The 13,603-nt window shown below is 64.7% G+C and carries 15 protein-coding genes and 1 pseudogene; 11 read left to right on the forward strand and 5 right to left on the reverse strand.

Going from position 1 to position 13,603, the window contains the following annotated elements; genetic code table 11:
* Window positions 1-75 precede the first annotated feature (75 nt).
* The 6 genes and pseudogenes from WFQ67_RS04660 (at window position 76) to WFQ67_RS04685 (ending at window position 4,627) form a co-directional block, all read left to right on the forward strand.
* On the forward strand, window positions 76-1,182 hold the full coding sequence (locus WFQ67_RS04660; protein WP_337056267.1) for an HD domain-containing phosphohydrolase: 1,107 nt from the start codon (window positions 76-78) through the stop codon (window positions 1,180-1,182).
* Window positions 1,183-1,268: 86 nt separating this feature from the next.
* Window positions 1,269-2,087 carry an SDR family NAD(P)-dependent oxidoreductase gene (locus WFQ67_RS04665; RefSeq protein ID WP_337056268.1) on the forward strand — a complete coding sequence of 273 codons (819 nt, stop codon included), beginning with the start codon at window positions 1,269-1,271 and terminating at the stop codon, window positions 2,085-2,087.
* 134 nt (window positions 2,088-2,221) lie between these two features.
* Window positions 2,222-2,692 (forward strand): Dps family protein, encoded by a 471-nt coding sequence (locus WFQ67_RS04670; protein WP_111263849.1) that lies wholly within the window; start codon window positions 2,222-2,224, stop codon window positions 2,690-2,692.
* Window positions 2,693-2,796: 104 nt separating this feature from the next.
* Window positions 2,797-3,864 (forward strand): GGDEF domain-containing protein, encoded by a 1,068-nt coding sequence (locus WFQ67_RS04675; protein ID WP_173171878.1) that lies wholly within the window; start codon window positions 2,797-2,799, stop codon window positions 3,862-3,864.
* Between the two features lie 160 nt (window positions 3,865-4,024).
* Window positions 4,025-4,348: pseudogene (locus WFQ67_RS04680) on the forward strand (cold shock domain-containing protein membrane protein); the annotation flags it as partial.
* A gap of 54 nt (window positions 4,349-4,402) precedes the next feature.
* A complete protein-coding gene (locus WFQ67_RS04685; RefSeq protein ID WP_164488216.1) occupies window positions 4,403-4,627 on the forward strand; it encodes a cold shock domain-containing protein in 225 nt (74 codons plus the stop codon).
* 48 nt (window positions 4,628-4,675) lie between these two features.
* On the opposite strand, the gene WFQ67_RS04690 is transcribed toward WFQ67_RS04685, so the two are convergent.
* Window positions 4,676-4,882: a SlyX family protein gene (locus tag WFQ67_RS04690; protein ID WP_111263851.1), complete on the reverse strand. Its 207-nt coding sequence runs from the start codon at window positions 4,880-4,882 to the stop codon at window positions 4,676-4,678.
* Complete coding sequence (locus tag WFQ67_RS04695; RefSeq protein ID WP_173171874.1) at window positions 4,879-5,310, reverse strand: HIT family protein; 432 nt, start codon at window positions 5,308-5,310, stop codon at window positions 4,879-4,881. The genes WFQ67_RS04690 and WFQ67_RS04695 overlap by 4 nt, the downstream gene beginning before the upstream one ends.
* Window positions 5,311-6,122: 812 nt before the next feature.
* Here WFQ67_RS04695 and WFQ67_RS04700 point away from each other — a divergent pair.
* Window positions 6,123-7,481: an OprD family porin gene (locus WFQ67_RS04700; protein WP_337056269.1), complete on the forward strand. Its 1,359-nt coding sequence runs from the start codon at window positions 6,123-6,125 to the stop codon at window positions 7,479-7,481.
* Between the two features lie 117 nt (window positions 7,482-7,598).
* On the opposite strand, the gene WFQ67_RS04705 is transcribed toward WFQ67_RS04700, so the two are convergent.
* Window positions 7,599-8,006 carry a PaaI family thioesterase gene (locus tag WFQ67_RS04705; RefSeq protein ID WP_213630655.1) on the reverse strand — a complete coding sequence of 136 codons (408 nt, stop codon included), beginning with the start codon at window positions 8,004-8,006 and terminating at the stop codon, window positions 7,599-7,601.
* 115 nt (window positions 8,007-8,121) lie between these two features.
* Between WFQ67_RS04705 and WFQ67_RS04710 the strand changes: the two genes are divergently transcribed.
* From WFQ67_RS04710 to WFQ67_RS04720, 3 genes are read left to right on the forward strand one after another with little or no spacing between them, the layout of a single operon-like run.
* Window positions 8,122-9,837, forward strand: coding sequence for a proline--tRNA ligase (locus WFQ67_RS04710; protein WP_213625856.1), 1,716 nt, complete (start codon window positions 8,122-8,124; stop codon window positions 9,835-9,837).
* A gap of 10 nt (window positions 9,838-9,847) precedes the next feature.
* Window positions 9,848-10,804, forward strand: a complete 957-nt coding sequence (locus tag WFQ67_RS04715) for a hypothetical protein (RefSeq protein ID WP_111263856.1) — start codon at window positions 9,848-9,850, stop codon at window positions 10,802-10,804.
* A gap of 7 nt (window positions 10,805-10,811) precedes the next feature.
* Window positions 10,812-11,390 carry a lytic transglycosylase domain-containing protein gene (locus WFQ67_RS04720; RefSeq protein ID WP_213625858.1) on the forward strand — a complete coding sequence of 193 codons (579 nt, stop codon included), beginning with the start codon at window positions 10,812-10,814 and terminating at the stop codon, window positions 11,388-11,390.
* Here the strand turns inward: WFQ67_RS04720 and WFQ67_RS04725 are convergent.
* A complete protein-coding gene (locus WFQ67_RS04725) occupies window positions 11,387-11,662 on the reverse strand; it encodes an acylphosphatase (protein ID WP_337056403.1) in 276 nt (91 codons plus the stop codon). The genes WFQ67_RS04720 and WFQ67_RS04725 overlap by 4 nt on opposite strands.
* 2 nt (window positions 11,663-11,664) lie before the next feature.
* A complete protein-coding gene (locus tag WFQ67_RS04730) occupies window positions 11,665-12,144 on the reverse strand; it encodes a TlpA disulfide reductase family protein (protein ID WP_213625860.1) in 480 nt (159 codons plus the stop codon).
* Window positions 12,145-12,174: 30 nt separating this feature from the next.
* Between WFQ67_RS04730 and WFQ67_RS04735 the strand changes: the two genes are divergently transcribed.
* Window positions 12,175-13,584 carry a PilZ domain-containing protein gene (locus WFQ67_RS04735; RefSeq protein ID WP_337056270.1) on the forward strand — a complete coding sequence of 470 codons (1,410 nt, stop codon included), beginning with the start codon at window positions 12,175-12,177 and terminating at the stop codon, window positions 13,582-13,584.
* Window positions 13,585-13,603: the final 19 nt, after the last annotated feature.

The following is a 13,603-nucleotide window of genomic DNA, read 5'->3' on the forward strand; positions in this document are numbered from 1 at the left end:
TGGTTAATCGATACCGCGCAGCCGCCCGCCGGAAGCCTTTCTATACTCAAGAGCCCAAGCCCGTGGAGGACGCCCATGGCCACGCCGCGCCCCGTCGACATCACCGCAGACCTGCTGGATGACTTCCGCCAGGAAACCCGCGAACAGTTCTCCCGCTGCGAGCACCTGCTGATCGAGCTGGAACGTCACCCCGATGACGACGAACGCCTGCGCGAACTGTTCCGCCTGGTGCACACGCTCAAGGGCAACCTCGGCTACGTCGGCCTGGACCGCCTGAACATCCTGCCGCAGGCCCTGGAGGATGTGCTCGCCAGGCTGCGCGAGGGCAGCCTGGCCTTCGACAGCCTGCTGGGCGACATCCTCCTGCTGCTGCAGGACCGCCTGCGCGCGCAGATCGAGCAGGCGCTGAGCGGCGACACCCAGGAGCAGGAGGATGTACGCCCGCTGAGCAAGGCCCTCAGGACCCTGGCCAGCGCCCCCGCCCAACGCCAGGCGGAACTGCGCAGCGCCCTGCTGCACCGGCTGGACCCAAGCACCCGCCTGCTGCCCCCGGAACCCGAGGCGAAGAGCGACGGTCCCTTGGCTCGCCACGACCTGGAAGACGAGCCCGACCTGCGCTTCTTCGTCGAACTCATGGCCGCGGCGGAGAACCGCTCGCGCTTCTGGCTGGGCCGTGGCCAGCGCCAACTGGAACTCGCCCTGGCGATGAACGAGCGCGCCGGGCGCCCCGTATCGCCCCGCCAGCTGGCCGCCGCCGTGTGCCTGCACGACCTGGGCATGGCGCTGCTGCCGCTGGAACTGCTGCACAAGCAGGAACCCCTGAACCATGACGAGCGCCGGCGCATGCAATCCCACCCGCGCATGGGGGCGGAACTGCTCAAGCGCATGCCGCAATGGGAGGACGCCGCCGAGATCATCCTGCAGCACCAGGAGCACGCCGACGGCAGTGGCTACCCCAAGGGCCTGCGCGAAACGGAGATCAGCCCCGGCGCACTGATCCTGAACATCGTCGACACCTTCGACGCCCGCACCCACGAACGGGCCCACCAGACCCTGAGCAAGCGCCCGCTGCTGCGCGCCATACTCGAAATCAACGGCCTGGGCGGCAGCCAGTTCAGCGCCTACTGGGTCGACATCTTCAATCTCTGCCTGCAGGAAGACCCCACCCTCGCCCACCTTTGACTCGGTTGTCGCCCCCACGGCGCCTGACTAAGCTGCCCACGCAGCCCGACCACTCGCGGCGGGGCAGAATGAATCGAGGAGTCCAGATGCAGGCGCTAGCAGGGAAGGTCGCGGTGGTGACGGGGGCGGGATCGGGCATCGGCCGGGCACTGGCCCATCAGTTGGCTGCCGAGGGTTGCCACCTGGCGCTGGCGGATCTTGATCGGGAAAATCTCGCCGAAGTCGCCCGGGAACTCGATCGCCACGACCTCAAGATCACCACCCACCTCCTGGACGTGGCCGAGCGCGCAGCGGTCTATGCCTTCGCCGACGAGGTGCTCGCGGCGCACGGCAGCGTGCAACTGGTGATCAACAATGCAGGCGTCGCCCTCTCGCAGACCGTCGCGGAACTGCGTTACGACGACTTCGAATGGATCATGGGCATCAACTTCTGGGGCGTGGTGCATGGCACCAAGGCCTTCCTGCCCCACCTGCTGAAGAACAACGAAGGGCAGATCGTCAACGTCTCCAGCATCTTCGGCATCATCAGCCTGCCCACCCAGGGTGCCTACAACGCCAGCAAGTTCGCCGTGCGCGGCTTCACCGAAGCCCTGCGTCAGGAACTGGCGCACACCGGCGTACGCGCCAGCTGCGTGCACCCCGGCGGCATCCGCACCAACATCGCCAGGGCCGCGCGCTTCTACCAGGGCCCGGATGGGCGCCAGGATGCCGCCCGCGCCGCCGCGCAGTTCGACAAGGTGGCCCGCACGACGCCCGAGGAAGCGGCCCGGGTGATCATCGAAGGCATCCGCCGGCAGCGCCCGCGCATTCTCATCGGGGCCGACGCGCGCCTGCTCGACCGCATCCAGCGGCTGCTACCGGCCGGCTATCCACGCGCCCTGGCAAGACTGCTCGGCCGCCGTTGAACCTCCCGGCGATCGATAGCCTCAAAGCATCGCAACGATTGACACACGCCAGGATCGACCCTGGGGCGCTCTATGCTAGGCTCTGCCGCATCACGGGCCCCAGCCAGGCCCCGGCCACTGAGAGGAGTAAAGGCATGGAAATCAATATCGGAATCGCCGAACAGGATCGCGCCGCGATCGCCGAGGGCCTGTCCCGCCTGCTGGCGGACACCTACACCCTCTACCTCAAGACCCACAACTTCCATTGGAACGTCACCGGGCCGATGTTCAACACCCTGCACCTGATGTTCGAAGGGCAGTACACCGAACTGGCGCTGGCCGTGGACTCCATCGCCGAGCGCATCCGTGCACTGGGCTTCCCGGCACCCGGCACCTATGCCGCCTACGCGCGCCTGTCGTCGATCAAGGAAGAGGAAGGCGTACCGTCTTCGGACGACATGATCCGCCAGCTGGTCCAGGGCCAGGAGGCCGTCGTGCGCACCGCTCGCGGCATCTTCCCGCTGCTGGACAAGGTCAGCGACGAGCCGACTGCCGACCTGCTCACCCAGCGCATGCAGGTCCATGAGAAGACCGCCTGGATGCTGCGCAGCCTGCTCGCCAGCTGACCCTGACGGACGCGTGCAAAGGCCCGGTTCTCCGGGCCTTTCGCTATGCGCAAAAGCCGGCCTGAACTATGCTCTGGCAATCCGCTCCCGACACAGTGACGCGAATGAGTCAGCCGCCGAAACCTCCCCTGCTCATCGAGCTATTCCCCGAAGAAACCCGCGAGGCAGCCGAGTTGCTCAAGCAGGCGGTCCCCCTCATGGTGCGCCACGACATTCCGCCGAATCCCGTCCACTACGCGCTCTGGTACACCTACAGCAAAGGCCTGGAGCCCGACCTCAACCGGCGCCTGGACAAGATCGTCAAGGACTTCGACAGCTTCCCGCCCGACTCGGCCATCAAGCTGTTCCGCGACTACATCATCCGCGGAGAGCTCGACGCCGCCCGCGCCGGGCAGCAACAGGTCATCGAACTGGTCGACGACATCGAGTCCGGCGTGAGCCGCAGCGTGGTGGGCAGCACCGCCTATCAGCACAGCCTCACCCTCGGCCTCGCCGCGCTGCACGATCCGATCATCGACGACCTGCCCAGCGTCCTCGGCGAACTGCAACAGAGCACCCAGCTGATGCAGGAGCAGCAGGAGCAGTTCCTCTACCGCCTGCGTGCCGCCCAGTCGGAGATCCAGAACCTGCGCAATCAGCTGGAGAAAGCGCAGATGGCGGCGACCCTGGACAGCCTGACCCAGGTGTTCAACCGCCACGCCTTCACCCGACTGCTGGAGCAGGCCCTGGCCAGCACCCATGAAGGGCTGGCCCTGGTGATGCTGGATATCGACCACTTCAAGCAGTTCAACGACCATTTCGGTCACCCGCTGGGGGACCGCGTGCTGCAGCATGTCGGCCAGTTGCTGCGCGAACTCCTGCCACCCCGTGCCATGGCGGCACGCTACGGCGGTGAGGAGTTCTGCGTGGTACTGCGGGATTGCCACGACCTGGCCACCGCCCACCAGTTCGCCGAAACCCTGCGCCAGAAATTCCAGGCCCTGCGGGTGAAGGTACGCCGCACGGACCAGATCCTCGACACCATCACCGCCAGCTTCGGCCTGGCCCTGGCAGAGCCCGGCGACAACCTCGAAAGCCTGCTGACCCGCGCGGACGATGCGCTCTACCAGGCCAAGCGCAATGGCCGCAACCAGGTCCATCCGCAAGCCCCGGAAGCGGCCCTAACCGCTTGATTTGAGTAGCCCTCCTCTTTGCTGTTAAATACGGCCCGGTGCTCCCGGCCTCAAGTTGCCGAGGCCCGGAAACGACCGCCCAGCCCAGCCCTCCCTTCACCTGGATACGCTACTGGACGGTCTTTCCGACGTGAGCGTTATCAAGGTGAGTCCATTGAACATGTTGAAGATCGTCCATCTGCTGACGGGCGCTGCCGCCCTGCTGTTGTCCTTCATTCCCAGCCTGCGAACCGATGCCCTGCCCTACCTGCAACAACCCGATGCCATCTACCTGGCGCTGCTCGGTGCGCTCAACCTGCTACTCGCACCTGTAGTGCCTACCTGGGCCAAGGGCCTGCACAACCAGCTGCAGGGCGTCGTCTCCGCCCTGCTGGTCCTGGCCGTCGTGCTGCAGACCCTCATCCTGCTGGCGCCGCTGTCTACCATCGGCGACCAGCCCGCCATCCTGCTCAGCCTGCTGGCCGTCATCGCCGCCGTCCTGCTGCACCTGGCGATCAATCTGCGCAAGGTCACCCAGGCCGCACCGCTGCCCCAGGACATGTCCAACCGCGAGACGGGCACGGTGAAGTGGTTCAACACGTCCAAGGGCTTCGGCTTCATCTCCCGCGACTCCGGCGATGACATCTTCGTGCACTTCCGTGCCATTCGCGGCGAAGGCCACCGGGTGCTGATCGAAGGCCAGCGCGTGGAGTTCTCCGTCATGCAGCGCGACAAGGGCCTGCAAGCCGAGGATGTGATCGCCGCGCTGCCCGGCCGCCGCTGAATCCGGCAGTAAAGAAAAGCCCGCCAGATGGCGGGCTTTTTCATGCTTTCAATAATGAGGGGGCGGTGCCTCTTCCTCACCGCCGCCGAATTGACCGAGCAGTTCCTCCTGGCGTTTGGCCAGCGCGGCAAGCTGGAGCTGCAAACGCTCGACCACCCGCTGCTGCGCTACCAGCACGTCGTTGAGCGCCTGGATGGTGTCATCCTGGAAAGCCAGGCGGGTCTCCAGTTCGTTGATACGTGCTTCCAGGCTCATGGCTCGACCTCCGCGAAGCGAAAATCTCCGGTCAGCACCAGGCGCAGCCTGGCCATCACCTCAGCGACCTGCTCCGGCGAATAGGGCTGTGCCGGATGGCGGCCCCAGACCGGAGCCGGCCAGGCGGCATCCTCGCGACGCCGTACGATGACATGCATGTGCAACTGGCTCACGACGTTGCCGAGGGTGGCGACGTTCATCTTGTCGGCACCGAAACTGTCCTTGAGCACCTCCGCCAAGCGCGTGGTTTCGTTCCAGAGGCGAAGCTGATCGTCGGCGTCGAGCTGGAACAGCTCGCTGACCTCCTCGCGACGGGGCACGAGGATGAACCAGGGGTAGTGCGAGTCATTCATCAGCAGCAGGCGGCACAGGGGGAAATCCCCCACCGGCAGGCAATCCTGCTGCAGTCTCTGATCCAGGGCGAACATAGCGACCTCTCCTGTTCTACCGGGGTGAGCCCCGAGCTTAGTCCCGCCCCGGCGACAGGCAAAGCTGAACGACGAGGTGGAAAACGGCGCGCAGGATACCCAAGGAATCCGGGCAGCGGAATCATCACAACGCCCTCCTTTATATAGAGGCAGAGACGATGCGTTCCGAAAGTGCGCACCGGTTACCGTGACGCACCAAAATCGCCCACCCACACCCCGACCGTTACCCACCTTCACACTCGCACCACGACGGAGCACGGGTCTAGCCGACACGGCGTGACGCCGCAACCCCCGGAAAGCACAAAAAGGCCGCCCAACCGGCCGTTCGCCAGCCACCACGGCAGAGCGAGCCGGATGAGGATGCCACTCAGGAACACGCCATCCGTCTCATGCCGATAAATTTTCCTGTCGACAACCCCACTTTGAGCACGGTTGTTGCTTTAGACCGGACAAGGTCGCAGCAGGCACTCACGCGTGCATGCGCACCGCCTTCGGAGTGCTGCCAGAAGGCTGTCGAACAGCCATCGGAAGCGCACAACCAATGAAGGACGGAAGTGCAGGCTTAGTTGCCCTAAGTGCCTGGCCAGACCGCATAAAAATACGAAACGAAGGGATTGCAAGGCGAAAACTACGAATATGCGACATGCTCACACCGAATTTGCGACATGGCCGTGAAGATTTCGTAAGGAATAGAGTTGAACTATCGCCAACATAGACGTCGTGCTATAAGTTAGCGCCGACACAAAAAGAAAGAACCGCCTTCCATATATAAGAAAGCGGCGAGAATCTTCAAAACCAAAGGAGCAATCACAATGCAAGTGATGAAGTGGAGCGCACTGGCCCTGGCCGTGACCGCCGGTACCACCCAACTGGCATTCGCCAGCGCCCAGGACGAGTCCAAGGGCTTCGTGGAAGACAGCAAGCTGTCCGTTCTGAACAAGAACTACGCCTTCTACCGTGACTTCCGTAACAACGGCGTCAACAACGGCGGCAGCGCTACCAACCAGAACTACCGTAACGAGTGGGCCCACGGCATCCTGGCCAACTACCAGTCGGGCTACACCCAAGGTACCGTTGGCTTCGGCGTTGATGCTCATGGCGCGCTGGGTATCAAACTCAACAGCGGTGGCGGCACTTCCGGCACCGGCCTGATGCCGATCGGCAGCGATGGCAAAGCCCAGGATGATTACTCGTACGCTGGCGGCGCCGTAAAGGTTCGCGTATCCAATACCGAACTGAAATACGGCAACCTGATTCCGACCGCTCCGGTCTTCGCCACTGGTACCGCACGCCTGTTCCCGGGCACTGCTGAAGGCTTCCAGATTCTCAGCAGCGAGCTCGAAGGCCTGACCGTCGATGCAGGTCACTTCACCTCTATTCGTGACGGCAGCCTCTCCACGAACAAAGACGGCGACATCACCCTTGCTTATGGTGGTGCGATTGATGCGAAGAGCGCTGACTACATTGGCGGCACCTACGCTATTTCCGACCAGCTGTCCGTCAGCCTCTACGGTGCAGAGCTGGAAGATATCTACCGTCAGTATTACGCCAACGCGAACTACACCATTCCGCTGGCCGAAGACCAAGCCCTCGGTTTCGACTTCAACATCTATCGCACCCTCGACGAAGGCCAGTCGAAAGCAGGCGAAATCGAGAACACCGCGTTCTCTCTCGCCGCGTCCTACTCGATCGGTGCTCACAAGCTGACCCTGGCCCACCAGCGCGTCAATGGCGACGAGCCGTTCGACTACATCGGCATGGATGGCGGCAACTCCGGCGACTCCATCTTCCTGGCCAACTCCGTGCAGTACTCCGACTTCAACGCTCCTGGCGAGAAGTCCTGGCAGCTGCGCTATGACCTGAACATGGCCACCCTCGGCGTTCCTGGCCTGAGCTTCATGGCTCGTTACATCACCGGCTCTGATGCAGACGGCACCAAGGCAGACCCGAACGGTGCTTACGCTGGCGCCTTTGGCTCAGACGGCAAAGAATGGGAACGCAACCTGGAAGCCAAATACGTCGTGCAAGACGGTCCGGCCAAGGACCTCTCGGTTCGCATCCGTCACTCCACCTGGCGCGCCAACAACGACATGGGCGGCTTCTACTCCAGCGGCAGCAGCGCTATTGACGAAGTCCGCGTCATCACCGAGTACCCGCTGGACATCCTGTAATACAGGACCAGCTGTTACTTCGATACAAAGAGCCCGGCTTATGCCGGGCTCTTTCTTTATATATGTCTACGCACGCGTAGTTGAAAGCTATCACCAACTAAAAACTTGTCATATCGGTCAGAGTGGCAACGCATAAGTCCCGGTTACATGGGCTACCAACTCTTCCTCCATTCCCTGTGAATATAGCGACACCTCACACACCGCCTGCCTCCTGCTCAACCTGAGTATCCGAGCCTCCGCCATCAGGTCCAGCGGCTGTGGCCGGGCCAGGAAGTTGATATTGAGGTTGCTGGTCACGGCCATCTCCACCCGACCGAGGCGACCCAGCACCACCGCGTACATCGCCGCATCGGCCAGCGCCATGAGGGTCGGGCCGGAAAGCGTGCCGCCCGGGCGCACCAATTTGGGCTGGAACGGGACCCGCGCCAGTGCACCCGTCGCGTCCAGGCGCTCGATACGCAAGTCGATATCCTCCGCCATCGGCACCCCCGTGCGGATCAATGCCTCCACCTGCCCAGCACTCAAACCGCCCATCGCCCCTCCCCTTTCCGATTACCGGGCCGCAACCTGTACGCGCCCCAACGAGCGCCGTACAATGCCGAGCCAATAAAACCCATCGCAACCGACGAAACGGCCAAACATGCGTACCAGTCAGTACCTGCTCTCCACCCTGAAGGAAACCCCCACCGACGCGGTGGTGATCAGTCATCAGCTGCTGCTGCGCGCGGGCATGATCCGCAAGCTGGCCTCCGGTCTCTACACCTGGCTGCCGATGGGCCTGCGCGCGCTGCGCAAGGCCGAGGCGATCGTACGTGAGGAAATGAACGCCGCCGGCGCCCTCGAGGTGCTGATGCCGGCCATCCAGCCCGCCGAGCTCTGGCAGGAATCCGGTCGTTGGGAACAGTACGGTCCCGAGCTGCTGCGCCTGAAGGACCGTCACGGCCGCGACTTCTGCGTCGGCCCGACCCACGAGGAAGTGATCACCGACCTCGCGCGCAACGAGCTGAACAGCTACAAGCAGCTGCCGATCAACCTGTACCAGGTACAGACCAAGTTCCGCGACGAAATCCGTCCGCGCTTCGGCCTGATGCGCGGCCGCGAATTCATCATGAAGGACGCCTACTCCTTCCACAGCACCCAGGAATCCCTGCAGGAAACCTACGACGTGATGTACGGCGCCTACTGCAAGGTCTTCACCCGCCTGGGCCTGAACTTCCGCCCCGTGCAGGCCGACAACGGCTCCATCGGCGGCAGCGGCTCCCATGAATTCCACGTACTCGCCGAATCGGGCGAGGACGACATCGTCTTCAGCGACAGCTCCGACTACGCCGCCAACATCGAGAAGGCCGAAGCCGTACCGCGTGAAACCGCTCGTGGCGCCGCCACCGAGGAACTGCGCCTGGTCGACACCCCCGATACCAAGACCATCGCAGCCTTGGTCGAGAAGTTCGGCCTGCCCATCGAGAAAACCATCAAGACCCTGGTCGTCCACGGCGCCGAGGAAGGCACGCTGGTCGCCCTGATCGTCCGTGGCGACCACGAGCTGAACGAAATCAAGGCCTCCAACCAGGCCCTGGTCGCCAGCCCCCTGGTATTCGCCAGCGAAGAAGAACTGCGTGCCGCCATCGGCGCCGGTGCCGGCTCCCTCGGCCCGCTGAACCTGCCGATGCCCTGCATCGTCGACCGTTCCGTAGCCCTGATGAGCGACTTCGCCATCGGCGCCAACGTCGACGACAAGCACTACTTCGGCGTCAACTGGGAGCGCGACCTGCCCCTGCCGGAAGTCGCCGACCTGCGCAACGTCGTCGCCGGTGACCCCAGCCCTGATGGCAAAGGCACCCTGGTGATCAAGCGTGGCATCGAAGTGGGTCATATCTTCCAGCTCGGCACCAAGTACAGCGAGGCGATGAAGCTCAGCGTGCTCGGTGAGAACGGCAAGCCCGTCACCCTGATCATGGGCTGCTACGGCATCGGCGTTTCCCGCGTCGTGGCCGCCGCCATCGAGCAGAGCTACGACGAGCGCGGCATCCTCTGGCCGGACGCCCTGGCGCCCTTCCAGGTCGCCCTGGTGCCGCTCAAGTACGAGACGCCGGCGGTCAAGGAAGCCACCGACAAGCTCTATGCCGACCTCACCGCCGCCGGCATCGAAGTGCTGCTGGACGACCGCGACAAGAAGACCAGCCCCGGCGTGAAATTCGCCGACATGGAGCTGATCGGCATCCCCCACCGCATCGTGGTGAGTGAGCGCGGCCTGGCCGAAGGCAACCTGGAATACAAGAGCCGCCGCGAGACCGATAGCCAGGCTGTCGCCGTCGACGAGGTTCTGTCCTACATCACAGCACGCGTCCGTCGCTGATCGAGAAGAAATGTTCAAGCGTAGTTCCATCCGCCTCACCGGCGCCGCCCTCGGCGGCGCCCTCTTCCTCAGCGGCTGCGCCAACCACCTGCCCCAACGGGCCGAACACGAGGAGCGCGTCGAGCGCAAGCTGCTGAGCCATGAGCTGCAGATCGACGTCGGCGAGCCACGTGTGCTGGAACTGCCGCAACGCCGCGTGCGTGTGAACGAACAGAAGACCTTCGAGGTGACCGAGTTCGAAGTCACCCGTCGCTACGACCGCTACACGCCCTACCAGCCCTGGCGCGAGATCTACGAGATCCCGCTGGGCGCCGTGGCCGTGGTGGCCGGTGTCGGTGCCAACGTGCTCAACGTGGTGCTTCTGGGCAGCCTGCCCGATACCGCGACCAAGGACTGGATCAGCTACGGTTTCGCCGGCCTCAATCCCTTCATGAACGTCGAGTCCAATGGCCGCTCCGAACAGAACCTGGCCGATATCGACGAGCAGCAGCGCGACAAGCGCGTCGAATACTCCAGCCTGCCCTGGGCCGAGCGCCCGGTTCTGGTGACCGCCGGCAAGCAGAGCAACGAGCTGCTCACCGACCGCCACGGCGTCTTGCGCCTGAACCTGCTCGATGGCCCCTTCGCCGAGCAGGACACCAGCCGCATCGGCAAGCTGCTGCTCAGTGTGGAAGACCCGCTCGACGGCACCCGCTCCGAATCCAGCCTGATGGTCAGCCGCTCCCTGCGCGGCAAGCTGCAGGAAGCCCACGCACTGATCTTCGAGGACCTGGAAGACGATGAAGTGCCGCAGTGGGTGCATCGGGTCAAGCGCCTGTCCGAGCTGGGCCTCGAAGAGGAAGCCAGCGAGTTGGAACAGAGCCTGATCGAGCTGACCCGCAACGACCCCGAGCTGCAGCAGGAATTCCTCAAGGCCTTGATGAAAGACGCAGGGCGCCTGGCCGCCGACCCCGGCGAAAGCGACTGACCCCACCATGCCCGCGCCCTGGCCAACGCTGCTCCTCAGCGGCCTGCTGGCGCTGGCGGCCCCCGCCTTCGGCAGCCTGCGCCAGGCGCCGGAGCCCGAACTGCGGCAATTGCTGCAACGCACGGTCGCCGAGGCCGACAGCTTCGGCGATCGATTCGACGCCGAAGTCTGGCTGCTCGACATGTCCACCCGCCTGAAGCGCTACGTGCCCGACCCGGCCGAGCGCCTGGAACTGCTCAGGCAGGTGCACCACGAGGCGAGCAAGGCCGGCCTCAGGCCGGACCTGGTGCTGGCGCTGATCCATACGGAAAGCCGTTTCGACCGTTTCGCCATCTCCGCAGTGGGCGCCCAGGGCATGATGCAGGTGATGCCCTTCTGGAAAGCCGAGCTGGGCCGCCCCCAGGACAACCTCACCGACAACGCCACCAACCTGCGCTACGGCTGCACCATCCTGAGTTACTACCTGAAGAAGGAACGGGGGGACATCAACCGGGCACTGGCGCGCTACAACGGCAGCCTCGGCGAAAGCTGGTACCCGGCCAAGGTGGTCGGGCTGTGGCAGGACATCTGGTACGTACGCCCCTAGCGGCGCACGATGAAACCGGCGATCCCTTGCAAGGGCTGCTCTTGCAGCTCGACCGCCGTCACCTTCGCCCCGCCGGGGCCCTGCTCGAGCCAGGCGGCCAGTTCGCGCACCGCCGGTTCCTCCCCCTCGAACAGCACCTCCACGCGGCCGTCCGCCAGGTTGCGCACCCAGCCATCCAGATCGAGGCGGTCCGCCTGATCCTCGGTCGACTGGCGGTAGGAGACACCCTGGACCTTGCCGCTGACATAGCCGTGCAGACAGATGCGCGCCATGCTCATTCCCCTTCCTTCAGAGCGGCCAGGCGCTCATTGAGTCCGGCGGCGGTCTGCTCACCCATCAGGCGCTCGCGCACCTTGCCCTGGGGATCGATGATATAGGTCACCGGCAATGCCTCGCTGCGCGGCAGTTGGTAGCGCTCCGCGGGGTCCTGGGCGAGCACCGTGAAGGTGATGCCCATCTGCTTCGCCGCCTTCTCCAGTTCGGCCCCCTGCAGGCCGTCGAAGTTCACGCCCAGTATGCGTACGCCCTTGCCCTCGGACTGGCCGGCCAACGCGTTGAGCTCGGGGATCTCCGTGCGGCAGGGGCCACACCACTCCGCCCAGTAATTAATCACCAACCACTGGTTTTCGAGGCCGGCAGTCGCTACCTTCTGTCCATGTTGGTCGAGGCCGATATCGTCCGAACAGCCTCCCAGCAACAGCCCGGCACCCATGAGAATGAGCGCCCCGAAAACAGCCTGGAGTCGTGATCCCATGCAATCGATCCTCGTATATGCAGGGTTGATATGACGCTGGATGCCCTGTGCCTGGAAGTGCCGGACATCCTCGAAGAGGACACCCCTATCCTGGCGGGCCTGAACCAGTTCCTCGCCGACGCCCGCCAGCAGCCGCAGGACGGCGCATTGCAGCAGGTGCTCGGCCAGCTGTTCCGGCTCAATCGAAGTGCGGTGACCTTACTCGAAAGACAGCGCGCGCTGCAAAGCTTCAGCGAGGAATACCGCCACTACGCCACGGCCTATGAGCACGGCGCCCTGCCGCCGATGCTGTTCCTGCGCCTGTGCAGTGAACTGGCCGCCGGCTTCAAGCGCCTGTTGCTGCAGATCCTCCAGGGTCGCCAGCCCTCGCTGCCGCACCTGGCCTGGTGCCTGTACATGGCCCAGCACTTCATCGCGCAGACGCTGATGCGCCACTACCAGCACTACCAGGAGCCGCCCGGCGCGCTGTGGCGCGACAGCCACTTGCTGTACTGGATCGGCGAGCACCAGGGCTGCCTGGACGAGCCGGTCGCCGCCGCTTTCCGCCCGGTCCCGGCCAGCACCCTGCGTGGCCTCTACCAGCAAGTGCTGCTGCTGGCCCTGAGCAACCCCTTCCACCTCACCGAGGGCGAGTGCACCCTGCTGTTCGGCGCCCTCGCGCCCCTGGCCGGGCTGGCCCACCTGCTGCCCTGGGACCAGGAAGACGAGAGCGAGGGCCCGACCATCGACCTCACCGACGCACAGCCCTACGTACCTTACGATCGCCAGCAGGCGCTGACCGGCGGCCCCTACCTGCGTCGCCTGGAACTGGGCCCGCTGCTGATCGCCCTGCACGAACCCGCGCCCCTGCGCAGCGCCGCCGAGCACGACCTGCTGGAACGCGTGAGGCAGAACTGGCTGGGGCGCCAGCAGCGTCGCCACCCCCGCACCGAATACGAAGGTTCCTGCAGCATGGTGGTAGGCCTGCCCGCCATCCATGCCCAGCTGCTGGCACAACGTCCGGTCAGCCTCGATGCGCAGATGCTCGACGCCAGCGCCGGCGGCGCCCGCCTGCTGTGCCACTCGGACCAGGGCCCGCAACTGCCGGTAGGCCAACTGACCCTGCTGCTCAACAGCGGCACCCCGACGCTGGCCATGGTGCGCTGGCGACACACCAACCAGGAAGGCCTGCACCTGGGCCTGCGCTACCTCAAGGGCCTGCCGCGCGCGGTCTGGCTGCGCCGCGCCCCCAATTCGCAGACCCACCCCGGCGTACTGCAGAGCACCCCCGCCCCCGGCAACGGCTGGCACCACGGCCTGTGGCTGCCGAAGGACCAGTTCGTCAGCGGCGAACACCTCTGGCTGCAACTCGCCAGCGTGCACAACCAGGCCATCCTGCCGCTACCCGAGCCCAACCTCAGCACCTCGATGGTCACGCGCTATCCGCTGAAAATGGCCTGATCGGCGAAAGTGCGAGACC

The organism is Pseudomonas sp. USHLN015 (assembly GCF_037153275.1).
Lineage (GTDB): Bacteria > Pseudomonadota > Gammaproteobacteria > Pseudomonadales > Pseudomonadaceae > Metapseudomonas > Metapseudomonas tohonis.

Coding starts and splice junctions, on each gene's coding strand:
- WFQ67_RS04660 (WP_337056267.1), top strand. CDS start 76: ATGGCCACGCCGCGCCCCGTCGACATCACCGCAGACCTGCTGGATGAC.
- WFQ67_RS04665 (WP_337056268.1), top strand. CDS start 1,269: ATGCAGGCGCTAGCAGGGAAGGTCGCGGTGGTGACGGGGGCGGGATCG.
- WFQ67_RS04670 (WP_111263849.1), top strand. CDS start 2,222: ATGGAAATCAATATCGGAATCGCCGAACAGGATCGCGCCGCGATCGCC.
- WFQ67_RS04675 (WP_173171878.1), top strand. CDS start 2,797: ATGAGTCAGCCGCCGAAACCTCCCCTGCTCATCGAGCTATTCCCCGAA.
- WFQ67_RS04685 (WP_164488216.1), top strand. CDS start 4,403: ATGTCCAACCGCGAGACGGGCACGGTGAAGTGGTTCAACACGTCCAAG.
- WFQ67_RS04690 (WP_111263851.1), bottom strand. CDS start 4,882: ATGAGCCTGGAAGCACGTATCAACGAACTGGAGACCCGCCTGGCTTTC.
- WFQ67_RS04695 (WP_173171874.1), bottom strand. CDS start 5,310: ATGTTCGCCCTGGATCAGAGACTGCAGCAGGATTGCCTGCCGGTGGGG.
- WFQ67_RS04700 (WP_337056269.1), top strand. CDS start 6,123: ATGCAAGTGATGAAGTGGAGCGCACTGGCCCTGGCCGTGACCGCCGGT.
- WFQ67_RS04710 (WP_213625856.1), top strand. CDS start 8,122: ATGCGTACCAGTCAGTACCTGCTCTCCACCCTGAAGGAAACCCCCACC.
- WFQ67_RS04715 (WP_111263856.1), top strand. CDS start 9,848: ATGTTCAAGCGTAGTTCCATCCGCCTCACCGGCGCCGCCCTCGGCGGC.
- WFQ67_RS04720 (WP_213625858.1), top strand. CDS start 10,812: ATGCCCGCGCCCTGGCCAACGCTGCTCCTCAGCGGCCTGCTGGCGCTG.
- WFQ67_RS04725 (WP_337056403.1), bottom strand. CDS start 11,662: ATGGCGCGCATCTGTCTGCACGGCTATGTCAGCGGCAAGGTCCAGGGT.
- WFQ67_RS04730 (WP_213625860.1), bottom strand. CDS start 12,144: ATGGGATCACGACTCCAGGCTGTTTTCGGGGCGCTCATTCTCATGGGT.
- WFQ67_RS04735 (WP_337056270.1), top strand. CDS start 12,175: ATGACGCTGGATGCCCTGTGCCTGGAAGTGCCGGACATCCTCGAAGAG.